Origin of the sequence: Pseudomonas sp. GD03903 (genome assembly GCF_029840045.1) — a bacterium.
Classification (GTDB): Bacteria; Pseudomonadota; Gammaproteobacteria; order Pseudomonadales; family Pseudomonadaceae; genus Pseudomonas; species Pseudomonas pseudonitroreducens.
Window position 1 is genome coordinate 80,696 of record NZ_JAOCBT010000010.1, and the last position, 22,708, is coordinate 103,403.

A 22,708-nucleotide genomic window follows, 5' to 3' on the forward strand; every position below is an offset into this window, starting at 1 on the left:
TCAGTATAAAAACCGCTTTTCACCGACGTCTGAAGGGTGACTACCAAGGTGCTCGAACGAGACGCAGCAAAGGCTCAAATGCCATCTCGGAACTTCCTCGGGACTTTTCCTGCAACAGAGTCAGCCGCTTCTACGATACGCTCCCGGCTTGTGCCGGCGCAGCACTGCGCTAGCATAGCGGCACGTTTTCCTGCCCCAGAAGATTTCCCATGCGCCGCATCGCTTTCGCCCTGCCCCTGCTTGTCTTCATCTCCGCGTGCAGCAGCAATCCGAATCCCCCCCCGCAGCCGGCCCAGAAGCCAAAGGCGCCGACCCTGATCTCGCCCAACGCCCACCCGGCATTCGGCTCGGTACAGCCCATCACTCCGCTACGCGGCGACTTCGCCGGCAATGCCAGCGCCCAACGCTTCATCGACCGCATGGTGAGCCAGCACAACTTCAACCGCCAGGACCTGCAGGACCTGTTCGCCCAGACCCGCGAACTGGACTGGGTAATCCGCCTGATGGACCGCCAGGCACCGACCTATACCGCGCCCAGTGGCCCGAACGGCGCCTGGTTGCGCTACCGGAAGAAGTTCATCACCCCGGACAACGTGCAGAAGGGTGTGCAGTTCTGGAACGAATACGAAGCCGACCTGCAGCGCGCCTCGCGTACCTATGGCGTACCGCCGGAAATCATCGTTGGCATCATCGGCGTGGAAACCCGCTGGGGCCGCGTGATGGGCAAGACGCGGATCATCGACGCACTGGCCACCCTCTCCTTCTCTTACCCGCGCCGTGCCGAGTTCTTCAGCGGCGAACTGGAGCAGTTCCTCCTCCAGGCGCGCAAGGAAGGCGACAACCCGCTGGAGATGCGCGGCTCCTACGCCGGCGCAATGGGCTATGGGCAATTCATGCCCTCTTCCTTCACAAAATACGCAGTCGACTTCGACGGCGATGGCCACCGCGACCTGTGGAACCCACGCGACGCCATCGGCAGTGTGGCCAACTACTTCAAGCAGCACGGCTGGGTTACTGGCGACGCGGTAGCGATCCCTGCCACGGGCCAGGCACGTTCGCTGGAAGACGGCTTCAAGACCCAATATCCGATCAGCGCGCTGTCCGCCGCCGGGCTGCGCCCGCAGGGCTCGCTGGGCAACCACCAGAGCGCCAGCCTGCTGCGCCTGGACATGGGCAATACCTACCAGTACTGGTATGGCCTGCCCAACTTCTACGTGATTACCCGCTACAACCACAGCACGCACTACGCCATGGCCGTGTGGGAGCTGGGCAAGGCGGTCGACCGCCAGCGTCACGGCTACCGCTGAGGCTCGCACAAAAAGGCCGGCTCACTGAGCCGGCTTTTTTCATGCCTGTTATCGGATGCTGGCGGGAGGTTCGGGCAACAGGCTCTTTGTAGGAACGAGGGGGACGCCCAGTTCTTGCTCGCGAACCAGGTTTGCTGCCGGCTCTGTGCCGGGCAGGTTCGCGAGCAAGCTCGCTCCTACAGGTCCCCCTGCACGGCCTGGCGCTTGGCCTGAACGTCATCAGGCGGGATTGGGGCAGTCGATGAACAGGTGCTCGATGGCAAAGCGCTTGGCCAGGTAATCCCCCAGCGCCTGCACGCCGTAGCGCTCGGTCGCGTGGTGACCGGCAGCGATGAAGCTGATGCCGTTTTCCCGCGCGCTGTGCACGGTCTGCTCGGAGACCTCGCCGGTGAGGTAGGCATCGACGCCCGCGGCGATCGCCTGGTCGATGTAGCCCTGGGCGCCACCGGTGCACCAGGCGATGCGACGGATCGGCTGGCCGCCATCCACCAGCAGCGGCTCGCGACCCAGCACGTCGCGCACATGGATGGCCAGATCACTGGGCAGCATCGGCTCGGCCAGCGAACCGACCAGCACGATGGAGCGCGGATTGCCCGGCTCCAGCGGCCCTTCGATCTCGAAGCCGAGCTGGCGACCCAGTTGCACGTTGTTACCCACCTCGGGATGCAGGTCCAGCGGCAGGTGATAGGCCAGCAGACTGATATCGTTGTTCAGCAAGGTTTTCAGGCGGCGCTGTTTCATGCCCACCACGCGAGCGTCCTCGCCCTTCCAGAAATAGCCGTGGTGCACCAGCACCACATCGGCATCCGCTTCCACGGCGGCATCCAGCAGCGCCTGGCTGGCGGTGACACCGGAAACGATGCGGCGTACCTGCGGGCGACCCTCGACCTGCAGGCCGTTGGGGCAGTAATCCTGAATCTTCGCGGCGTCCAGAAAGCGGTCGGCTTCCTCGACCAGGGTACTCAGTGCGATAGCCATCGAAATTCCTCCAACATCGGCTGCGAGCGTCTATTTTCTTGGCTCGCCGCCCGTATAATGGCCGCCACCCTATCGGCCATCCCCCGGCCAAGCAACCCCAAGGATTTTCTTCGATGCTGAAGGCCCTGCGTTTCCTCGGCTGGCCCGTGCTGGTTGGCGTCCTGTTGGCGCTGCTGATCATCCAGCATAACCCGCAATGGGTCGGCCTTCCGCAGCAGGAAGTGCACCTGCAACAAGCTCCGCTGCTCAGCCGCCTGCAGCAGGGCCCGGTCAGCTACGCCGATGCCGTGACCCGCTCTTCGCCCGCGGTGGCCAACCTCTACACCACCAAGATGGTCAGCAAGCCAAACAACTCGATGCTCGACGACCCGCTGTTCCGGCGCTTCTTCGGCGATAACCTGCCGCAGCAGAAGCGCATGGAGTCGAGCCTGGGTTCGGCGGTGATCATGAGCCCCGAAGGCTACCTGCTGACCAACAACCACGTGACCTCCGGCGCCGACCAGATCGTCGTGGCCCTGCGCGATGGCCGCGAGACCATCGCCCGGCTGGTCGGCAGCGACCCCGAGACCGACCTCGCAGTGCTGAAGATCGACCTCAAGGACCTGCCCTCGATCATGCTCGGCCGCTCCGACGGCATCCGCACCGGCGACGTCTGCCTGGCCATCGGCAACCCGTTCGGCGTCGGCCAGACCGTCACCATGGGCATCATCAGCGCCACCGGCCGCAACCAGCTGGGCCTGAACACCTACGAAGACTTCATCCAGACCGACGCAGCGATCAACCCGGGCAACTCCGGCGGCGCGCTGGTGGACGCCAACGGCAACCTGATCGGCATCAACACGGCGATCTTCTCCAAGTCCGGTGGCTCCCAGGGCATCGGCTTCGCCATCCCGACCAAACTGGCCCTGGAAGTCATGCAGTCGATCATCGAGCATGGTCAGGTGATCCGCGGCTGGCTCGGCGTCGAAGTCCAGCCGCTGACTCCGGAACTGGCAGAGTCCTTCGACCTCAAGGACAAGGCCGGCATCGTCGTCGCCGGGGTCTACCGCGATGGTCCCGCCGCCAAGTCGGGCCTGCTGCCGGGCGACATCATCCTGAACATCGATGGCGAAGCCGCCAGTGACGGTCGTCGCTCGATGAACCAGGTGGCGCGCACCAAGCCGGGCGAGAAGATCACCATCGAAGTGCTGCGCAACGGCAAGCCGGTGACGCTCAACGCCGAAGTCGGCCTGCGCCCACCGCCAGCCCCCAACGCCAACTGATCTCGCCATGAAAAACGGCGCCCTTGGGGCGCCGTTTTCGTTTGCCGAATTGACCGGCCTTACAGCTTCAGGCGCAGGGCATCGAGCAGCGCCTGGTTCTGCTCTTCGGTGCCAATGCTGATGCGCAGGAACTGGTTGATCCGCTGCTGTTTGAAGTGGCGCACGATGACGCCCTCTTCCCGCAGTGCAGCGGCCAGTTCGGCGCCGTCGCGCTGCGGGTGGCGGGCAAAGATGAAGTTCGCCGCCGACGGCAGTACCTCGAAGCCCAGGGTCTCGAGCTCTGCCACCAATTTCTCGCGGCTGTGGATAACCGCGTTGCAGGTCTGCTCGAAGTAGGCCTGATCCTCGAAGGACGCCACCGCGCCGGCCAGGGCCAGGCGGTCCAGCGGATAGGAGTTGAAGCTGTTCTTCACCCGCTCCAGCGCCTCGATCAGGTCTTCATGCCCCACCGCGAAGCCCACCCGCAGGCCAGCCAGCGAGCGCGACTTGGACAGAGTCTGCGCCACCAGCAGATTCGGGTAGCGATTGACCAGGGCAATCGCGGTCTCGCCACCGAAGTCGACGTAGGCCTCGTCCACCAGCACCACGCTGTCCGGGTTGGCTTGCAGCAAACGCTCGATGGCTTCGAGCGGCAGCAGGCAACCGGTAGGCGCGTTGGGATTGGGGAAGATGATGCCTCCGTTCGGGCGCGCGTAATCCTCGACACGAATCTGGAACTGCTCGTCCAGCGGCAACGCCTCGAAGTCGATGCCGTAGAGGCCGCAGTAAACCGGGTAGAAGCTGTAGGTCACGTCGGGGAACAGCAGCGGCTTGCCGTGCTGGAACAGCGCGTGGAACGCGTGGGCCAGGACTTCGTCCGAACCGTTGCCGACGAACACCTGAGAGGTCTTCACGCCGTGGTATTCGGCAATCGTCTGCTTCAGGCGGTCGGCATTGGGGTCGGGATACAGACGCAGCGTGTCGTTCAGCTCCGCCTGGATCGCGGCGACCACTTTCGGCGACGGGCCGTAGGGGTTCTCGTTGGTGTTCAGCTTGACCAGCTTGGCCAGCTTCGGCTGCTCGCCCGGAACATAAGGCACCAGCTCCTTGACGAAGGGACTCCAGAACTTGCTCATCGGTTATTCACCCTTGTCCAGAATGCGGAATTCAGCGCTGCGCGCGTGGGCGGTCAGCGACTCGCCGCGGGCCAGGATCGAGGCGGTCTTGCCCAGTTCGGAAGCACCCGGGGCGGAGCAGAAGATGATCGAGGAGCGCTTCTGGAAGTCATACACGCCCAGCGGCGAAGAGAATCGCGCGGTGCCGGAAGTCGGCAGCACGTGGTTCGGGCCGGCGCAATAGTCGCCCAGCGCCTCGGCGGTGTAGCGGCCCATGAAGATAGCGCCGGCGTGGCGAATCTTCGGCAGCCAGCTTTCCGGGTCGGCCACCGACAGCTCCAGGTGTTCCGGGGCGATGCGATTGGCAACCTGGCAGGCCTGCTCCTGGTCGGCGACGAGGATCAGCGCGCCACGGTTGGTCAGCGAAGTGCGGATGATCTCGGCACGCTCCATGGTCGGCAGCAGTTTCTCGATGCTGGCGGCAACCTTGTCGAGGAAGGCGGCGTCCGGGCTGACCAGGATCGACTGGGCGTCTTCGTCGTGCTCGGCCTGGGAGAACAGGTCCATGGCAATCCAGTCCGGATCGGTGCCGCCGTCGCAGACCACGAGGATTTCCGACGGACCGGCGATCATGTCGATGCCGACCTGGCCGAACACATGGCGCTTGGCGGTGGCGACATAGATGTTGCCCGGCCCGACGATCTTGTCCACCTGCGGCACACTCTCGGTGCCGTAGGCCAGCGCGGCCACGGCCTGGGCGCCACCGATGGTGAAGACACGGTCGACGCCGGCGATGCAGGCGGCGGCCAGGACGATTTCATTGATTTCGCCGCGCGGAGTCGGCACTACCATCACCACTTCGGCGACGCCGGCCACCTTGGCCGGAATGGCGTTCATCAGCACCGAAGACGGGTAGGACGCCTTGCCGCCAGGTACGTACAGGCCAGCGCGGTCCAGCGGGGTGACCTGCTGACCGAGGACGGTGCCGTCGGCTTCGGTGTAGCGCCAGGAGTCCTGCTTCTGCTTCTCGTGGTAGCTGCGCACCCGCTCGGCGGCGGTCTCCAGCGCCTCGCGCTGGGCCGGGGTAATGCGGGTCAGGGCCAGTTCCAGGCGCTCGCGCGGCAGGATCAGGTCGGCCATGGTCTTGGCATCGACGCCATCGAAACGCTGGGTGAACTCGACCACGGCGGCATCACCGCGCTTGCGTACGTCGGCGATGATGTCCAGAACTCGCTGGTTCACGGACTCGTCGGACACGCTTTCCCAGGAGAGCAGATGGTCCAGATGACGCGCGAAGTCCGGATCGGCGGCGTTGAGTCGACGGATAGCGAAGGGTGCGGTCATAGCTGGCCTCTTTAATTGGCATGATCTCGGGCGCCGCAAGACTATCAAGCCTTCCGTGCGGGCACCCGAGAAAATTTGGCTATGACACGGATAGGCGGGCGCGGCGGGAGGGCCGCGCTAAGGATTACGCCCGGTGTCGAGACTCCACTGCTTCGCGCAGGGTGTCGATCAGCGCCTGGATGCGCGAATGCTGCATCTTCATCGAGGCCTTGTTCACCACCAGGCGCGAGCTGATGTGCGCGATCAGTTCCTGGGGCTCCAGGCCGTTAGCGCGCAGAGTGTTGCCGGTATCGACCACGTCGATGATCTTGTCGGCAAGGCCGACCAGCGGCGCCAGCTCCATGGAGCCGTACAGCTTGATCACGTCGACCTGACGGCCCTGTTCGGCGTAGTAGCGCTTGGCGACATTGACGAACTTGGTGGCCACGCGCAGGCGCCCCTTGGGCTCCGGCGCGCCGACCGCACCGGCGGTCATCAGCTTGCAGTTGGCGATCTTCAGGTCCAGCGGCTCGTACAGGCCCTGGCCACCGTACTCCATGAGTACGTCCTTGCCCGCGACGCCAAGGTCGGCAGCGCCGTGTTCGACATAGGTCGGCACGTCGGTGGCGCGCACGATCAGCAGGCGCACGTCATCGAGCGTAGTGGGGATGATCAGCTTGCGGCTCTTGTCCGGATTCTCGGTCGGCACGATGCCCGCCGCTGCGAGCAGCGGCAGGGTGTCGTCGAGGATACGGCCCTTCGACAGGGCAATCGTCAGCATTGTCTGATTCTGCCTTAGCCCGGCACGCGGCGAATCTTCGCCCCGAGCAGTTGCAGTTTCTCTTCGATGCACTCGTAACCACGGTCGATGTGGTAGATGCGGTCGATCATGGTGTCGCCTTCAGCCACGAGGGCGGCGATCACCAGGCTGGCGGATGCACGCAGGTCGGTCGCCATGACCGGTGCGCCCTTGAGCTGCGGAACGCCGGTGACGATGGCGGTGTTGCCTTCGACGAGGATCTGCGCGCCCATGCGGTTCATTTCATAGACGTGCATGAAGCGGTTCTCGAACACGGTCTCGATGACCGCGCCGGTACCTTCGGCAATGGCGTTCAGGGAGATGAACTGGGCCTGCATGTCGGTAGGGAATGCCGGGTACGGCGCAGTGCGGATGTTCACCGCCTTCGGCCGGTTGCCCTTCATGTCCAGCTCGATCCAGTTGCTGCCGGTGGTGATATGCGCGCCGGCTTCGACCAGCTTGGCGAGCACCGCTTCGAGGATGGTCGGATCGGTATCCTTGAGCTTGACGCGGCCACCGGTAGCCGCGGCGGCGGCCAGGTAGGTGCCGGTCTCGATGCGGTCGGGCATGACGTTGTACTTGGCACCGCCACCCAGGCTTTTTACACCGTTGATGATGATGGTGTCGGTACCGGCGCCCTGCACGTCACCGCCCATGGCGTTGATGAAATTGGCCAGGTCGACGACCTCGGGCTCGCGTGCGGCATTTTCCAGCACGGAGCGGCCATTGGCCAGTGCAGCGGCCATCATGATGTTCTCGGTACCGGTCACGGACACGGTATCGAAGAAGAAGTGCGCGCCACGCAGACCACCGGCCGGAGCCTTGGCCTTGATGTAGCCGCCTTCGACGGCGATCTGCGCGCCCATGGCTTCGAGGCCGCGGATGTGCAGGTCCACCGGACGCGAACCGATGGCGCAGCCGCCGGGCAGCGCGACTTCGGCTTCACCGAAGCGGGCAACCATCGGGCCGAGCACCAGGATCGACGCGCGCATGGTCTTTACCAGCTCGTAGGGCGCCACCAGGGTCTTGATGGTGCTGGCGTCGACTTCGACGTTGAGTTTCTCGTCGATGATCGGCTGCACGCCCATACGACCGAACAGCTCGATCATGGTGGTGATGTCGTGCAGGTGCGGCAGGTTGCAGACGGTCACCGGGGTGTCCGCCAGCAGGGTTGCCGCGAGAATCGGCAGCGCGGAGTTCTTCGCGCCGGAGATGCGGATCTCGCCATCGAGACGAATTCCGCCGGTAATAATCAGTTTATCCATTGCTATTTTCCCCGTGGGCTCAGGAACGCTCGGCCCAGGCGGCGCGGCTGAAGAATTTCATGGTGACGGCGTGGATGGCGCCCGAGGCGATCCACTCGTTCAGGTGGGCATAGATCTGCTGCTGGCGCTTGACCGGGCTCAGGCCGGCGAGCTCGTCGCTGATCAGGTTCAGCTGGAAATTGCAGCCTTCGCCTTCCACTTCAATCTGGGTACCTGGGAGTTTCGATTCCAGGAAGTTTTTGACTTCTACGGCCTGCATGCTCAACCTCGTTCGGCGCCCTACGCGCGCGGGTCGGCCATGATACAAAAAAGCCCCCCGCCTGCGAACCCCGGCAGGGGAAGTCGCGGACGGAGGGCCTTCTCACTGTTTCAATGCTGTAACGGCAGGATCTCGAGAAGCTCGCCGACCTTGGCGATTTCCTGCATATCCTTGGGCAGGCCGGAGATCTGCAGCGACTTGCCGGCCTTGCGTGCATCACGGGTGTAGGACAGCAACAGCGACAATCCGACGCTACTGGAGCGTTCCACCGCCGAGCAATCCAGACGCAGTGCGCCAGCCTTGCTGGCAGCGATCAGCCGGGCACCCTGCTGACGCAGCGCGGGACCGGTGCTGTAGTCCAGCACGCCAGCGAGGGCCAGTTCGCCCTCGCTACGCTCCGTGATACTGCCCTGGCTCATTCCGCGCCGCCTTCCGGCTGACCCTTGGCAGCGTCCTTGGCCTTGGCGACCACCTGTCCCCAACCGGCGATGGTGGCTTCCAGGTCGTTGCGGTTCTTCTGCATGGAATCGGCGAACTGGTCACGGAACAGCTTGCCGATGTTGATGCCGTTGATGATCACGTTGCGCAGGCGCCAGGTGCCGGCCTGGTTGACCATGGTGTACTGCACTGGATAGACGGCACCGTTGCCGCCCACCACTTCCATGTTCACCGAAGCACGATCCTGGTCCTGCTTGCCGGTGTTCAGCACGCGGATGTCCTGGTTGTCATATTCCAGCAGTGCGTTGCCGTAGAACTGGAACAGGCTGTTCTTGAAGGTTTCCTCGAAGCGCTTGACCTGCTCCGGTGTCGCCTGGCGGGAGTACTTGACGGTCATCACGCCCTTGGCGATGCCCTCGGAGTCCACGACCGGGCCGAGAATGCGGTTCAGGGTGTCGTAGAACGCCTGGGGATTGGCCTTGTAGCTGGCCTTGTTGGTTTTCAGGTCCGTCAGCAGGCTGTCCACGGTCTGCTGCACGACCTGCTGAGCGGTCTGCTCGGCCTGGGCGAACAGCGGCAGGATCGCGAGCAGTACCAGGAAGCCACGGCGCAAGGTTTTCAACATGGAATGAGTCCTCATTTCTTCGAGTCGTCTTTGTTGACCGAATTCAGCAGGAACTTGCCGATCAGGTCTTCCAGCACGAGTGCCGACTGGGTGTCCTTGATGGTATCGCCTTCCTTCAGCAGCTCTTCGTCACCACCGACGCTGATACCGATGTACTTCTCGCCCAGCAGGCCGGCAGTCAGGATGGAGGCGGTAGAGTCGTCCGGGAGGTTGTTGACCTGGCGATTGATCTCCATGGTCACACGACCACGATAGCTGTCATGGTCCAGGTCCACCGCAGTGACCTTGCCGATGGTGACGCCTGCCATGGTGACCTTGCCGCGCACGGTCACGCCGGCGATGTTGTCGAAGTAGGCATACAGCTTGTAGGTATCGCCCGAATTGCCGATGGTCAGTCCGCTGACACGCAGGGCCAGCAGCAGCAGGGCCAGCAGGCCGGCCAGAATGAACAGGCCTACACCGATTTCCAGGGTGCGGGTTTGCATCAGAAGTCTCCAAACATCAAGGCGGTCAGGATGAAGTCCAACCCCAGCACGGCCAGGGAGGCATACACAACGGTACGGGTGGTGGCGCGGCTGATCCCTTCGGAGGTGGGCTCGCAGTCATAGCCCTGGAACACGGCGATCCAGGTCACGACGAAGGCGAACACCACACTCTTGATCACGCCATTGAGGATGTCCTTGGTGAACTGCACGCTGTTCTGCATGTTCGACCAATACGAACCATCGTAGACACCCAGCCAGTCCACAGCGACCAGGGCACCGCCCCAGATGCCGACGACACTGAAGATCGCCGCCAGCAGCGGCATCGAGATGAAGCCGGCCCACAGGCGCGGAGCGATGATGTACTTCAGCGGATCGACGCCGATCATCTCCAGGCTGGACAGTTGCTCGGTGGATTTCATGTTGCCGATCTCGGCAGTCAGCGCGGACCCGGCACGCCCTGCGAACAGCAGCCCGGTCACTACCGGGCCCAGTTCACGCAACAGGGTCAGCGCAACCATCTGCCCAACCGCCTGCTCGGAACCGTAGCTCGCCAGGATGTTGTAGCCCTGCAGGGCCAGCACCATGCCAATGAACAGGCCGGAGACGACGATGATCGCCAGGGACAGCACACCTACCGAATACAGCTGCTTGACCAGCAACTGGAAGGCGCCGCTGTGCACCCGGCGGCCGAAGATAGCATGCACCAGGAACAGGCTCGAACGGCCGAGCGACTCGAGGACATCGAGGCCCGCACGCCCGAGCAGGCGCACTCGCTCGAGCGATGAAGTCTTGCGCATCAACGTTCTCCCAGCAGGTCGGCGCGGTAATCGCGAGCAGGGTAATGGAACGGCACCGGACCATCCGGGATGCCCTTCATGAACTGGCGTACCCGCGGATCATCAAGACCCTGCAGGTCGGCCGGCGTTCCGTGGCCGAGCACCCGGCCGTCCCCGACGATATAGATGTAGTCGGCGATGCTGGCGGTTTCCGCCAGGTCGTGGGACACCACGATGGAGGTGATGCCCAGCGCATCGTTGAGCAGGCGGATCAGGCGCACCAACACGCCCATGGCGATCGGGTCCTGGCCCACGAAGGGCTCGTCGTACATCAGGATCTGCGGGTCCAGCGCGATCGCGCGGGCCAGCGCCACGCGGCGCTTCATGCCGCCGGACAGCTCGTCCGGCATCAGCTCCACCGCTCCGCGCAGGCCCACAGCCTGCAACTTCATCAGGACGATGTCGCGGATCATCTCCTCGGGCAGCTCGGTGTGCACGCGCAGCGGGAAGGCCACGTTCTCGAAGACATCGAGGTCGGTGAACAGCGCGCCGCTCTGGAACAGCACGCCGAACTGCTTGCGCATGTCGAACAGGTCGCTGCGCCCGAGCGTCGGGAGGTTCTGGCCGTTGACCCACACCTCGCCGCTCGCCGGGCGCAGCTGGGCGGCGATCAGTCGCAGCAGAGTGGTCTTGCCACACCCCGACGGCCCCATGATCCCGGTGACCTTGCCGCGTGGAATGCGGATGTCCACGTTATCGAAAATCTTACGCGTGCCACGCTTGAAGCTCAGGCCCTTCAACTCGACCGCGTATTGGTCATTGGTGCTCATAGAACTCCTTTCATCACGGCGCTGTCCGTTGCCCCGTCTGTCACATGGCAGAAACACGGCGCGGCAGGCCGAACGGCCGCGAACTATAACACCGCGCGAAGCCGCGCCCCAAGGGCTGCTAAGCCGCCGTTAAGGCACAGTTCAGCAAAATGCGCTCAACATTGAGATGCCAGTGATGAAGCCTTTGTCGCTTTCCCGTTATAATCTCGCACTTCATTTTGCCCCGCGCCTTTCGAACATGAGCCAGAAACACGATTTCATCCAGTCGGCACAACGTACCATCCGCCTCGAGCGTGACTCGGTCGACGCTTTGCTGCCGCGCATTGGCGACGATTTCTCCCTGGCCTGCGAGCTGCTGCTGAACTGCAAGGGCCGCGTCGTCGTGGTCGGCATGGGCAAGTCCGGGCACATCGCCCGCAAGATCGCTGCCACTCTGGCCAGCACCGGTACGCCGTCCTTTTTCGTGCACCCGGCCGAGGCCAGCCACGGCGACATGGGCATGATCACCAAGGACGACGTCGTCCTGGCCCTGTCCAACTCCGGCTCCACCGCTGAAATCGTCACCCTGCTGCCACTGATCAAGCGCCTGGGCATCACCCTGGTCAGCATGACCGGCAATGCCGAGTCGCCGCTGGCCAAGGCCGCCGCGGTCAACCTGGATGCCAGCGTCGAGCACGAAGCCTGCTCGCTGAACCTGGCCCCCACCTCCTCCACCACGGTTTCCCTGGTGATCGGCGACGCACTTGCCATCGCCCTGCTGGAAGCCCGCGGCTTCACCGCGGAGGACTTCGCTTTCTCGCATCCGGGCGGCGCACTGGGCCGTCGATTGTTGCTGAAAGTGGAAAACATCATGCACGTGGGTGAAGCATTGCCGCAGGTTTCCCCCGGCACTTCGCTCAGCGGCGCCCTGCTGGAAATGACCCGCAAGGGCCTGGGCATGACCGTCATCCTCGGCGAAGACGGCAAGCTCGCCGGCGTGTTCACCGACGGCGACCTGCGCCGCACCCTGGACAAGGGCCTGGACGTGCGCCAGGTGACCATCGACCAGGTGATGACGGTGCACGGCAAGACCGCCCGCCCGGACATGCTCGCCGCCGAAGCCCTGAAGATCATGGACGACCACAAGATCAACGTTCTGGTGGTGGTCGACGACAAGGATCATCCGGTCGGCGTACTGCACGTCCACGACCTGACCCGCGCAGGAGTCATCTGAATGACTGCCGACCTGCTGCAACGCGCGAAAGCGGTCCGCCTGGCGGTGTTCGACGTCGATGGCGTGCTCACCGACGGCAAACTCTACTTCCTGCCCGACGGTGGCGAGTTCAAGACCTTCAATACCCTGGACGGCCAGGGCATCAAGATGCTGATGAATTCCGGCGTGCGCACGGCAATCATTACCGGCCGCTCGAGCCCGGTGGTCGAGCGCCGAGCGAAGAACCTGGGTATCAATCATCTGTTCCAGGGCCGCGAAGACAAGCTGGTCGCCCTCGACGAGTTGCTCGCCGAACTGGGTCTAGGCTATGAAGAAGTCGCGTATCTGGGCGACGATCTGCCCGATCTGCCGGCCATCCGCCGCGCCGGTCTGGGCATGGCTGTCGCCAGCGGCGACGCCTTCGTGCGCCAGCATGCCGACGGCGTAACCCAGGCCCGTGGCGGTGAAGGCGCCGCCCGCGAGTTCTGCGAACTGATCCTGCGCGCCCAGGGCAACCTCGAAGCTGCCCAGAACGCGTACCTCTAGAGCCGAACATGCCCAAGACACTCCAACAGAAGCTGTTGCTCGCCCTGATCGCCATCCTGCTGATCGCCCTCGGCTATTACTGGAACGTGCGCCTGGACTTCAACGAGCGGCAACTCAAGTCGCAGACCAGCGACGCTGTCGACTTCTACGTGGTGAATGCCAAGAGCATTCAATACCGCGCCGACGGTTCCCTCGCCTACGAGATGACCGCCGACAAACTCGAACACCTGAAAGCAACCGACGTGACCCTGGTCACCACGCCCGACCTCTTCTTCCACCGGGAGAACGAGCCTCAGCCGTGGCATGTCCAGAGCGTTCGCGCCGAAGTGGCCCCCGAAGGCAAGCAGGTCGAGCTGATCGACGACGTGCGCGTTTCGCGCACTGACGCGCAGCAACGCACGCTCCTGCTCAACACCTCGCGCATGACGGTGTTCCCAGACAAGGACTATGCGCAGACTGACCAGCCCGTGAAGATCACCGAACCCAACGGTGTGACCACGGCAGTTGGCATGAAAGCGTATCTGAAAGACAGCCGGATGCTCCTGCTGTCCAACGTAAGAGGTCAGCATGAGGCTCGTTAACACCCTCCCCCTTCTCTTCAGCCTCGCCGCCGCCATCGGCAGCTCTGCCGCCTGGGCTCTTCCCACCGACCGGGAACAGCCGATCCGCGTTCAGGCCGACAGCGCCGAACTGGATGACAAGCAGGGCGTGGCCGTGTATCGCGGCGACGTGGTGGTAACCCAGGGCAGCATGAAGCTGACTGGCAATACCGTTACGCTCAAGCAGAACAAGGACGGCGAAATCGAAGTCGTCACCTCGGTCGGCAAGCCCGCCTACTTCGAGCAGAAGCCGGCTCCGGACAAGCAGATCACCCAGGCCTACGGCCTGACGATCCAGTACTTCGTCTCGCAGAACCGGGTCGTGCTGATCGACCAGGCCAAGGTCATCCAGGAAGGCAACACCTTCGAAGGCGAGAAGATCGTCTATGACACCCAGCGCCAGATCGTCAACGCAGGCCGCGCCACCGGCTCCCAGGTGACCACACCGCGCCCGCGTATCGACATGGTCATCCAGCCCAAGAAAAAGCAGGATCAAGCGCAGTAATGGCTACGCTAACCGCCCAGCACCTCGCCAAGAGCTACAAGAGCCGGCAAGTCGTCCGCGATGTCAGCATGAGCATCGAAAGCGGGCAGATCGTCGGCCTGCTCGGCCCCAACGGAGCGGGCAAGACCACCTGCTTCTACATGATCGTCGGCCTGGTCCGCGCCGATCAGGGTGTCGTGCGCATCGACGAGCAGGACGTCACTCACCTGCCCATGCACGGCCGTGCGCGCGCCGGCATCGGCTACCTGCCGCAGGAAGCCTCGATCTTCCGCAAGCTGTCAGTGGCGGACAACATCGGTGCGATCCTCGAGACCCGCGCCGACCTCGACCGCGCCGGCCGCCAGGAAGCCCTGGAAGGCCTGCTTGAGGAGTTCCATATCCACCACATCCGCGACAACCTCGGCATGAGTCTGTCCGGCGGTGAGCGCCGCCGCGTGGAAATCGCCCGCGCACTGGCCAGTTCGCCGAAATTCATCCTGCTGGACGAACCCTTCGCCGGCGTCGACCCGATCTCCGTGGGCGACATCAAGCAGATCATCCATCACCTCAAGGCCAAGGGCATCGGCGTACTGATCACCGACCACAACGTCCGCGAGACCCTGGACATCTGCGAAACGGCATACATCGTCAACGACGGTCAGCTGATCGCCGAAGGCAGCGCCGAGAGCATCCTCGCCAACGATCTGGTGAAGGAAGTCTACCTGGGCCACGAGTTCCGCCTCTAAAGCCCTTCGCCGCGACCAACCGGGGCGCCGCAGCCCCCATATTCTCCCTGCGCGTGGTGCGGCTCGACGGCCGTTCCGCGCCGTATCCGGCTGCCCGGACCAGCCCGGCGCAACCGGGTTGTAACGAAAGGTCGACAGGCCCTAGGCAAAGCGTCCAAACTCAGGCATATAATTTGCTTCCTCGCGGCACCCCGGTGTCCGTAGTCGTGGATATGGCGCGCTTTGCGCCAGCGAACAAGGTGCCTAGTTCCAGCCATGAAACCATCGCTAGTCCTCAAGATGGGCCAGCAGCTGACGATGACTCCGCAGCTGCAACAGGCCATCCGACTGCTCCAGCTCTCCACGCTGGACCTCCAACAGGAAATCCAGGAAGCCCTGGAGTCCAACCCGATGCTGGAGCGCCAGGAAGAAGGCGAGGACTACGATAACAGCGACCCCATGGCGGACGGTGCCGAGTCGGGAGCCAACGGCGCCAGCAGCAACTCTCAGGACAATTTCCAGGAAAGCACCACGCCCAACGTCGACAGCCTCGACGAAGACCAGTGGGCCGAGCGCATCCCCAATGAACTGCCGGTCGACACCGCCTGGGAAGACATCTACCAGACCAGCGCCAGCAGCCTGCCCAGCAACGATGACGACGAGTGGGACTTCACCTCTCGCACCTCCGCCGGCGAGAGCCTGCAGAGCCACCTACTGTGGCAGCTCAACCTGGCCCCCATGTCCGATACCGACCGCCTGATCGCCCTGAGCATCATCGACGGCATCAACGACGACGGTTACCTCGAAGAATCCCTAGATGACATCCTCGCCTCCATCGACCCCGAACTGGGTCTGGAGATGGATGAAGTGGAAGTCGTACTGCGCCGTGTGCAGCAGCTCGAACCCGCCGGTGTCGGCGCGCGCAACCTGCGCGAATGCCTGCTGCTGCAACTGCGCCAGATGCCCACCAAGACCTACCTGCTCAGCGAAGCCATCCGCCTGGTCAGTGACCACCTGGACCTGCTCGGCAGCCGCGATTACAGCCAACTGATGCGCCGCATGAAGCTCAAGGAAGACGAGCTGCGCGAAACCATCGAGCTGATCCAGTCGCTGCACCCGCGCCCGGGCTCGCAGATCGAATCCGGCGAAGCGGAGTACGTGGTCCCGGATGTCATCGTGCGCAAACACAATGACCGCTGGCTGGTCGAACTGAACCAGGAAGCGGTCCCCCGCCTGCGCGTCAACTCGCAGTACGCAGGCCTGGTGCGCCGCGCCGACTCCAGCGCCGACAACACCTTCATGCGCAACCAGCTGCAGGAAGCACGCTGGTTCATCAAGAGCCTGCAGAGCCGCAACGAGACGCTGATGAAGGTCTCGACGCAGATCGTCGAGCACCAGCGCGGCTTCCTCGAATACGGCGAGGAAGCGATGAAACCACTGGTCCTGCACGACATCGCGGAAGCCGTGGGCATGCACGAATCGACCATCTCTCGCGTCACCACGCAGAAATTCATGCACACGCCGCGCGGCATCTTCGAGCTGAAATATTTCTTCTCAAGTCACGTCAGCACCTCCGAAGGCGGCGAATGCTCGTCCACCGCGATCCGCGCCATCATCAAGAAACTGGTCGCGGCGGAAAGTCCGAAAAAGCCATTGAGTGACAGCAAGATCGCTGGTTTACTGGAGGCACAGGGCATTCAAGTGGCACGTCGTACCGTCGCCAAGTACCGGGAGTCCCTAGGGATCTCTCCCTCGAGCGAGCGCAAGCGGCTGGTGTGACGTTGATCCACGCCAAGGTGTTCCGGCGGCAGGCCTCATAACCTGCCACTTACACACGGGCAACAAGGAGAAAGCGGTATGCAAGTCAACATCAGTGGACATCAACTGGATGTGACCGACGCCCTGCGCGACTATGTCGGCGAGAAACTTGGCCGACTGGAGCGCCACTTCGACAAGATCACCAATGTTCAGGTCATCATGGAGGTCGAGAAGCTGAAGCAGAAAATTGAAGCCACCCTCCACATCGCCGGTGGCGAAGTGGTGGCCTGCGCCGAACATGAAGACATGTACGCGGCCATCGACCTGCTCACCGACAAGCTCGACCGCCAACTGATCAAGCACAAGGAAAAATACCTCGAACGCCAGCAAGGTGTTGGTGTTCGTTAACCCCTCTCTATGATCCGACTTGAGCAAATCCTGACCCCCGGCCGTTCCCTCGTGAACGTGCCGGGCGGCAGCAAGAAACGTGTCCTCGAACAAATCGCCAACCTGGTGGCTCGCGAGCTGCCGGGTTTCGATTCCCAAGACATCTTCGACAGCCTGGTGGCCCGGGAACGCCTGGGCTCCACCGGCTTCGGCAATGGCATCGCCATTCCGCATTGCCGCCTCCCCGGCTGCCAGTCGCCCATCAGTGCCATCCTGCACCTTGACCACCCGGTAGATTTTGACGCCCTCGACGGCGCGCCGGTTGACCTGGTGTTCGTGCTGCTGGTGCCTGAAGCAGCCACCGAGGAGCACCTGGAACTGCTTCGGCAGATCGCTTCCATGCTCGACCGCTCCGACGTCCGCGACCGCCTGCGTCACGCCGCCAACGGCGAGGACCTGTACCGGATCGTCGTGGATTTCCAGAACAACGGGCACTGAGCATGCGCCTGATCATCATCAGTGGGAGATCCGGCTCGGGCAAGAGCACCGCGCTCAACGTGCTCGAGGACAACGGCTTCTACTGCATCGACAACCTGCCGGCCAGCCTCCTGCCGGACCTGGCCCAGCGCGCGCTGCTGCATACCGAGCTGCTGCACCCCCAGGTCGCCGTCTCCATCGATGCGCGCAACCTGCCCAGCCAGTTGCAACGCTTCCCCGAGCTGCTGCAGGAGGCGCGTGAAAAGCACATCCAGTGCGATGTGCTGTACCTCGATGCCGATGATGAAACCCTGCTCAAACGTTTCTCCGAGACCCGTCGACGTCACCCGCTGACCACCGACACCCGCTCCCTGGCCGAGGCCATCAGCGACGAGTCGAACCTGCTGGCACCGATTGCCGATCTGGCGGACCTCAAGCTCAACACCACCAACCTGAACCTCTACCAGCTGCGCGACGTGCTCAAGCTGCGCCTGCTGAACAAGCCCGAACTGGGCACCGCCTTCCTGGTCGAATCCTTCGGCTTCAAGCGCGGCATGCCGGTGGACGCGGACCTGGTGTTCGACGTGCGCTGCCTGCCCAACCCGTACTGGAAGCCCGAGTTGCGCGACCACACCGGGCTGGAAACGGAAGTCCAGGAGTACCTGGCGGCGCAACCGGATGTCGAGGAGATGTACCAGGATATTCTCGCCTACCTGAACAAATGGCTGCCGCGCTTTGCCGCGAGCAACCGGGCCTATGTGACCATCGCCATCGGCTGCACTGGCGGCCAGCACCGCTCGACCTATATTGCCGAGCGCATTGGTCAGGCCCTCAAGGAAACCCTCACCAACGTACAGATTCGCCACCGCGACCTGAGCTAAGCAGCGACAGACAACAAAAGGACAGCCCCTCGCGATGCCCGCCCTCGAAGTCACCATCATCAACAAACTTGGCCTGCACGCACGTGCGGCTGCCAAATTCGTCGGCGTTGCAGGGCGATTCCCCTGCCAGGTTCGCGTAGGTCGCAACCCGGAGAGCACAGTGGACGGCAAGAGCATCATGGCGGTAATGATGCTCGCCGCCGGCAAGGGCACCAATCTGCACCTCGCTGCCGAAGGCGAGCAGGAAGACGAAGCGCTCAAGGCGCTGGTCGAGCTGATCAACAACTACTTCGACGAAGGCGAGTGACGCGCCGGGCCTTCGATCAGCCCAGCGACGTATCCAGCACCATCATCAGACAGAAGCCGATGATCAGCCCCTGTGTGGCCTGCGCCGCATGCCCGCGACGCTGGGACTCGGGAATGATCTCGCGCACCACCACATAGAGCATCGCCCCCGCCGCCGCGGCCAGCCCCCAGGGCAGGAACATTCGCGAAATCCCGATCAGCCAGGCGCAGAGCACGGCGAACAGCGGCTCGACCAGCCCGGAAGCAGCCCCCGCCAACGCCGCCTTGCCGCGAGACACACCCGCCCCTGCCAGTACCAGCGCAATGGCCAACCCCTCGGGTACGTCCTGCAGGGCTATGCCCAGCGCCAAGCCGCTGGCGCCCTGCACCTCCCCGCCAGCCGCAACGCCTACGGCCATGCCTTCGGGAATGTTGTGCAGGACAATGGCGGCGACGAACAGCAGGATGCGTGCGGGCACCTTGCCTTCGGCCGCCCCCTGAATGTTCGCTTGCGCGTCTTCGAGCACCCGACCGAACACCGCCAGGCCGAATGCGCCCAGCGCCAGGCCGAGGCTGACCAGCAGTGACGCCAACCAGGTCGGCCGGCCGGAAACTTCGGCGGCTTCCAGTGCAGGCAACAGCAGCGAGAAGGCGGTAGCGGCCAGCATCACCCCGGCGCCAAAGCCGAGCATCGCATCGGCGATACGCGCCGGCATGCTACGTACCAGCAGCACGGGAAGCGCGCCCAGAGCGGTGCCGAGCGCGCAGAGCATGCCGCCGTGCAGGGCCAGGTACATGGGTGCAGACAGCGACAGCCTTGCCAGCAGCATCAGATGCTGCGCCACCAGCACGCCGCCCCCCAGGACGATGCCCAGCCCCAGTAGCCAGCGCAGATTGCGCCCACCGCTTTCACGCAAGCTCTGGACGATCAGGCGCATCGCAGGTCCACCGCTTTCATCCCTGCCCTCGTGCCTGCAACGCCTGCCGGTAGCGGCGCAGTACTTCCGGCCAGGCCACGACGTTGTAGAAAGCTGCAATGTATTCCGGCCGGCGATTCTGGTAGCGCAGGTAGTACGCATGCTCCCAGACATCCAGGCCGAGGATCGGCAGATTGCCCTGCATCAGCGGACTGTCCTGGTTGCCGCTGCTTTCAACGACCAGCCTGCCTTGCGGATCAACGCACAACCATGCCCAGCCACTGCCAAAGCGGGTCAGGGCGGCTTTGGTGAATGCCTGGCAGAAAGCGTCGTAGCCACCCAGTTCGGCATCGATGGCCTGGTGCAGCTCTTCCTGCGGCTGGCCGCCACCATCCGGCGCCATCACGGTCCAGAACAGTGAATGGTTAGCGTGGCCGCCGCCGTTGTTGATCACCGGGCCGCGCAGGGCATCGGGCAGGCGGTCGAGTTGCTGCAGCAGTTCCTCCACCGCAACCTCGGCGAACTCGGTGCCTTCCAGCGCCGCATTGAGGTTGTTGATGTAGGTCTGGTGGTGCTTGCTGTGATGGATTTCCATGGTCTGCGCGTCGATGTGCGGCTCCAGCGCATCGTAGGCGTAGGGCAAGGCGGGCAGGACGTGGGGCATTTTCAAACCTTCTTCAGTGGTAGCGCATCGACTCAGTGATAACGCATCGATTGAACGGCGGTGAACAGCCCCGGGCGCAACTCGACCGCGCCTTGACGGCGCAGCAGGCGCTGGGTGCGCGGATAGGTACCGTGCTCGCCGATGAAGTTGAGCAGTTCGACGTAGGTACGACGGCTGTGCTGCACCGCGGCCGCGCGCAGATCCGAGCATTTGCGCAGGTCCTCGCCCAGCACCAGCAGGCGCTCGTGGCAGGCGCACAGGTACTCGGCGGTTTCCTCTGGTTGGCCCAGTTGCAGGTGCAGGTCGCCGAGGTTGTGGTGCGAGATGACGAAGGCCATCACCGCTTCCTCGGCGTCATGCCAGCGATCCAGCAGCACCTGCGCCAGCGCCAGGGCGTGGAGGTAGTGCTCACGGGCATCGATCAACTCGTTGCGAATGAAGCAGCGGTTGCCCAGTTCGATGGTGCGTTGCCAATGGCGCATGGCAGGTTCCTCCAGTGGGTGGGGCGGACTCAGAGTCCGCCGGCGGTGAGCTTCTCGGGATCGAGCAGTTGCTCAAGGCGGGCACGGTCCAGGTCAGTCCCTTTCAAATCAGAGCTTTCAAGCGCAACGTCGATGATCGGCCGGCCTTCGCGGTAGGCCTGCTTGGCGATCTCCGCGGCCTTCTGGTAGCCGATGATCGGGTTCAGCGCGGTGACCAGGATCGGGTTGCGCGACAGCGCCTCGCGCAGGCTCGCTTCGTTGACCTTGAAGCTGGCAATGGCCTTGTCGGCGAGCAGGCGGCTGACGTTGGCCAGTAGATGGATGCTGTGCAGCAGGTTGTCGGCGATCACCGGCAGCATCACGTTCAACTCGAAATTGCCGGACTGGCCAGCGACGGCGATGGTGGTGTCGTTGCCCATGACCTGGGCGGCAACCATCGCGGTGGCTTCGGGAATGACCGGGTTGACCTTGCCCGGCATGATCGACGAACCCGGCTGCAACGCTTCGAGCTCGATCTCGGCGAGGCCGGCGAGCGGGCCGGAGTTCATCCAGCGCAGGTCGTTGGCGATCTTCATCAGCGCCACGGCCAGGGCCTTGAGCTGGCCGGAGGTGGCCACGGCAATGTCCTGGGCGCCGATCAGCGCGAAGAAGTCATCGCCGGGACGGAACACCAGCCCGGTCAGACCATTGAGTTCCTCGCAGAAGCGCGCGGAGAACTGTGGATGCGCATTCACTCCAGTGCCAACGGCGGTGCCACCCTGAGCAAGCTGCTGCAGCGCCGGCAGTTGCCCCTCGATGCCCTGCGAGGCCTGGCGTACCTGCTGCGCCCAACCGCCAAGCACCTGACTCAGGCGCACCGGCATGGCGTCCATCAGGTGAGTGCGTCCGGTCTTCACATGCTGGTGCACGGCCCTGGCCTTCTTCTCCAGGGTTGCATGCAGGTGGTCCAGCGCCGGCAACAAGTGCTGGTGGATCTCCAGCGCCGCACTGATGTGGATGGTCGAGGGGATGATGTCGTTGCTGCTCTGCCCGCAGTTGACCTGGTCGTTGGCGTTGACCGGCTTGCCCAGGCGGCGGCTGGCAAGCGTCGCGACCACTTCGTTGGCGTTCATGTTCGAACTGGTGCCCGAGCCGGTCTGGAACACATCCACCGGGAAGTGCTGCTGCAGGTCGCCGGCCAGCAATTCCTCGCAGGCGGCAACGATGGCGGCGCCGGTTTCCGCGTCCAGCTGTTCCAGGCTGACATTCGCCCGTGCCGCGGCGGCCTTGGCCAGCAGCAGCGCGCGGATGAACGGACGCGGCATGCGCTGGCCGCTCACCGGGAAGTTGTTCACCGCCCGCTGCGTCTGGGCCCCGTAGAGCGCCGCAGCCGGCACCTCCAGTTCGCCCATGCTGTCGCGTTCGATACGGCTGTCAGTCATTCTCAATTCCTTCTTGCAGCTTCAGGGAAGGCGCCATCTCCTGCTGCGCCATCCGCCGGCCGAGCAGGCACAGGCGTTGGCGCTGAGCGGTAGAGGTCGCCAGGCGTTGCAGTTCGCGTAGAGGGAGATAGGCGTGATCCAGGCAGAGCACCCGCCAGTGCCAGGGCAATGCGATGTCGCGGCTGCTGTCGAGCAGCAACTGGAAGCACTTCTCGAAGAGGCGCCAGGCCGGCACCGGCTCCCAGGCCGCCAGGTAACGCGCCTCGCACAAGTACTGTTCGACCAGACGCGGCTCATCCGGCTCCAGGGCGCAGCGGATGCGGGTCCCCAGGCGGTACCAGCGGTCGGTGATCGAGCTGTCGATCTCGACAAACATGGCAATCCCTCAATCGATAATGAGATTGATTATTGTTTGCGAGAATCAAAAAAACAAGCCGCCCGAACGCAAT

The 22,708-nt window shown here is 63.7% G+C and carries 28 protein-coding genes; 12 read left to right on the forward strand and 16 right to left on the reverse strand.

Translation table 11 applies throughout. The annotated features are described in order from the left end of the window. Positions 1 to 209 precede the first annotated feature (209 nt). The gene (gene mltB / locus N5C91_RS17605) at positions 210 to 1,307 is read left to right on the forward strand and encodes a lytic murein transglycosylase B (RefSeq protein WP_236200813.1); all 1,098 of its coding nucleotides are present in this window, start codon (positions 210 to 212) and stop codon (positions 1,305 to 1,307) included. 219 nt (positions 1,308 to 1,526) lie between these two features. On the opposite strand, the gene N5C91_RS17610 is transcribed toward mltB, so the two are convergent. Then, complete coding sequence (locus N5C91_RS17610) at positions 1,527 to 2,285, reverse strand: Nif3-like dinuclear metal center hexameric protein (RefSeq protein ID WP_236200814.1); 759 nt, start codon at positions 2,283 to 2,285, stop codon at positions 1,527 to 1,529. Between the two features lie 113 nt (positions 2,286 to 2,398). On the opposite strand from N5C91_RS17610, the gene algW reads away from it, so the two are divergent. Continuing rightward, positions 2,399 to 3,547 carry a Do family serine endopeptidase AlgW gene (algW, locus tag N5C91_RS17615; protein WP_138521262.1) on the forward strand — a complete coding sequence of 383 codons (1,149 nt, stop codon included), beginning with the start codon at positions 2,399 to 2,401 and terminating at the stop codon, positions 3,545 to 3,547. Positions 3,548 to 3,606: 59 nt separating this feature from the next. Here algW and hisC read toward each other — a convergent pair whose 3' ends face one another. From hisC to N5C91_RS17665, 10 genes are all read right to left on the reverse strand, one after another. Continuing rightward, entirely contained in the window at positions 3,607 to 4,662 is a 1,056-nt protein-coding gene (gene hisC, locus N5C91_RS17620; protein ID WP_236200815.1) for a histidinol-phosphate transaminase, read from the reverse strand. 3 nt (positions 4,663 to 4,665) lie between these two features. Continuing rightward, the gene (gene hisD / locus N5C91_RS17625) at positions 4,666 to 5,985 is read right to left on the reverse strand and encodes a histidinol dehydrogenase (protein WP_236200816.1); all 1,320 of its coding nucleotides are present in this window, start codon (positions 5,983 to 5,985) and stop codon (positions 4,666 to 4,668) included. Between the two features lie 124 nt (positions 5,986 to 6,109). After that, positions 6,110 to 6,745: an ATP phosphoribosyltransferase gene (gene hisG, locus N5C91_RS17630; RefSeq protein WP_279830887.1), complete on the reverse strand. Its 636-nt coding sequence runs from the start codon at positions 6,743 to 6,745 to the stop codon at positions 6,110 to 6,112. Between the two features lie 14 nt (positions 6,746 to 6,759). After that, positions 6,760 to 8,028, reverse strand: coding sequence for a UDP-N-acetylglucosamine 1-carboxyvinyltransferase (gene murA, locus N5C91_RS17635; RefSeq protein ID WP_236174415.1), 1,269 nt, complete (start codon positions 8,026 to 8,028; stop codon positions 6,760 to 6,762). Between the two features lie 19 nt (positions 8,029 to 8,047). Continuing rightward, complete coding sequence (locus N5C91_RS17640; RefSeq protein WP_017518139.1) at positions 8,048 to 8,287, reverse strand: BolA family protein; 240 nt, start codon at positions 8,285 to 8,287, stop codon at positions 8,048 to 8,050. 110 nt (positions 8,288 to 8,397) lie between these two features. Continuing rightward, a complete protein-coding gene (locus tag N5C91_RS17645; protein WP_236200818.1) occupies positions 8,398 to 8,706 on the reverse strand; it encodes an STAS domain-containing protein in 309 nt (102 codons plus the stop codon). After that, complete coding sequence (locus N5C91_RS17650; RefSeq protein ID WP_236174413.1) at positions 8,703 to 9,350, reverse strand: ABC transporter substrate-binding protein; 648 nt, start codon at positions 9,348 to 9,350, stop codon at positions 8,703 to 8,705. The genes N5C91_RS17645 and N5C91_RS17650 overlap by 4 nt, the downstream gene beginning before the upstream one ends. An 11-nt stretch (positions 9,351 to 9,361) precedes the next feature. Continuing rightward, positions 9,362 to 9,835: an outer membrane lipid asymmetry maintenance protein MlaD gene (gene mlaD, locus N5C91_RS17655; RefSeq protein WP_045209590.1), complete on the reverse strand. Its 474-nt coding sequence runs from the start codon at positions 9,833 to 9,835 to the stop codon at positions 9,362 to 9,364. Next, positions 9,835 to 10,632 carry a lipid asymmetry maintenance ABC transporter permease subunit MlaE gene (mlaE, locus tag N5C91_RS17660; RefSeq protein ID WP_024766539.1) on the reverse strand — a complete coding sequence of 266 codons (798 nt, stop codon included), beginning with the start codon at positions 10,630 to 10,632 and terminating at the stop codon, positions 9,835 to 9,837. Before mlaE ends, mlaD begins: the two co-directional genes overlap by 1 nt. Beyond that, a complete protein-coding gene (locus tag N5C91_RS17665) occupies positions 10,632 to 11,441 on the reverse strand; it encodes an ATP-binding cassette domain-containing protein (RefSeq protein WP_088421221.1) in 810 nt (269 codons plus the stop codon). The genes mlaE and N5C91_RS17665 overlap by 1 nt, the downstream gene beginning before the upstream one ends. Positions 11,442 to 11,679: 238 nt before the next feature. On the opposite strand from N5C91_RS17665, the gene N5C91_RS17670 reads away from it, so the two are divergent. From N5C91_RS17670 to N5C91_RS17715, 10 genes are all read left to right on the forward strand, one after another. Beyond that, complete coding sequence (locus N5C91_RS17670) at positions 11,680 to 12,654, forward strand: KpsF/GutQ family sugar-phosphate isomerase (protein ID WP_236174412.1); 975 nt, start codon at positions 11,680 to 11,682, stop codon at positions 12,652 to 12,654. Further along, a complete protein-coding gene (locus N5C91_RS17675; RefSeq protein ID WP_054906618.1) occupies positions 12,655 to 13,179 on the forward strand; it encodes an HAD family hydrolase in 525 nt (174 codons plus the stop codon). Between the two features lie 8 nt (positions 13,180 to 13,187). Then, positions 13,188 to 13,760 (forward strand): LPS export ABC transporter periplasmic protein LptC, encoded by a 573-nt coding sequence (gene lptC, locus N5C91_RS17680; protein WP_279830893.1) that lies wholly within the window; start codon positions 13,188 to 13,190, stop codon positions 13,758 to 13,760. Next, positions 13,747 to 14,283, forward strand: coding sequence for a lipopolysaccharide transport periplasmic protein LptA (gene lptA / locus N5C91_RS17685; protein ID WP_017518148.1), 537 nt, complete (start codon positions 13,747 to 13,749; stop codon positions 14,281 to 14,283). Before lptC ends, lptA begins: the two co-directional genes overlap by 14 nt. Then, positions 14,283 to 15,008 carry an LPS export ABC transporter ATP-binding protein gene (gene lptB / locus N5C91_RS17690; RefSeq protein WP_236174410.1) on the forward strand — a complete coding sequence of 242 codons (726 nt, stop codon included), beginning with the start codon at positions 14,283 to 14,285 and terminating at the stop codon, positions 15,006 to 15,008. Before lptA ends, lptB begins: the two co-directional genes overlap by 1 nt. Positions 15,009 to 15,263: 255 nt before the next feature. Further along, complete coding sequence (locus tag N5C91_RS17695) at positions 15,264 to 16,766, forward strand: RNA polymerase factor sigma-54 (RefSeq protein ID WP_236174409.1); 1,503 nt, start codon at positions 15,264 to 15,266, stop codon at positions 16,764 to 16,766. 78 nt (positions 16,767 to 16,844) lie between these two features. Next, entirely contained in the window at positions 16,845 to 17,153 is a 309-nt protein-coding gene (gene raiA / locus N5C91_RS17700; protein WP_017518151.1) for a ribosome-associated translation inhibitor RaiA, read from the forward strand. 9 nt (positions 17,154 to 17,162) lie between these two features. Beyond that, on the forward strand, positions 17,163 to 17,630 hold the full coding sequence (ptsN, locus tag N5C91_RS17705) for a PTS IIA-like nitrogen regulatory protein PtsN (protein WP_037009823.1): 468 nt from the start codon (positions 17,163 to 17,165) through the stop codon (positions 17,628 to 17,630). Positions 17,631 to 17,632: 2 nt separating this feature from the next. Then, positions 17,633 to 18,490: an RNase adapter RapZ gene (gene rapZ / locus N5C91_RS17710; protein WP_279830899.1), complete on the forward strand. Its 858-nt coding sequence runs from the start codon at positions 17,633 to 17,635 to the stop codon at positions 18,488 to 18,490. 34 nt (positions 18,491 to 18,524) lie between these two features. Then, positions 18,525 to 18,797: an HPr family phosphocarrier protein gene (locus tag N5C91_RS17715; protein ID WP_184588989.1), complete on the forward strand. Its 273-nt coding sequence runs from the start codon at positions 18,525 to 18,527 to the stop codon at positions 18,795 to 18,797. Positions 18,798 to 18,813: 16 nt separating this feature from the next. On the opposite strand, the gene N5C91_RS17720 is transcribed toward N5C91_RS17715, so the two are convergent. Genes N5C91_RS17720 through N5C91_RS17740 form a run of 5 tightly spaced genes read right to left on the reverse strand, consistent with a single transcriptional unit; the run spans position 18,814 to position 22,635 of the window. After that, positions 18,814 to 19,713 (reverse strand): ZIP family metal transporter, encoded by a 900-nt coding sequence (locus tag N5C91_RS17720; protein ID WP_279830900.1) that lies wholly within the window; start codon positions 19,711 to 19,713, stop codon positions 18,814 to 18,816. Positions 19,714 to 19,729: 16 nt separating this feature from the next. Further along, positions 19,730 to 20,356 carry a superoxide dismutase gene (locus N5C91_RS17725; RefSeq protein WP_279830901.1) on the reverse strand — a complete coding sequence of 209 codons (627 nt, stop codon included), beginning with the start codon at positions 20,354 to 20,356 and terminating at the stop codon, positions 19,730 to 19,732. 32 nt (positions 20,357 to 20,388) lie between these two features. Then, positions 20,389 to 20,838 carry a DUF2753 domain-containing protein gene (locus tag N5C91_RS17730; protein WP_236174405.1) on the reverse strand — a complete coding sequence of 150 codons (450 nt, stop codon included), beginning with the start codon at positions 20,836 to 20,838 and terminating at the stop codon, positions 20,389 to 20,391. 29 nt (positions 20,839 to 20,867) lie between these two features. Continuing rightward, positions 20,868 to 22,259, reverse strand: coding sequence for a class II fumarate hydratase FumC (gene fumC / locus N5C91_RS17735; RefSeq protein WP_279830904.1), 1,392 nt, complete (start codon positions 22,257 to 22,259; stop codon positions 20,868 to 20,870). Continuing rightward, a complete protein-coding gene (locus tag N5C91_RS17740; RefSeq protein ID WP_236174403.1) occupies positions 22,252 to 22,635 on the reverse strand; it encodes a FagA protein in 384 nt (127 codons plus the stop codon). The genes fumC and N5C91_RS17740 overlap by 8 nt, the downstream gene beginning before the upstream one ends. Between the last annotated feature and the right edge of the window lie 73 nt (positions 22,636 to 22,708).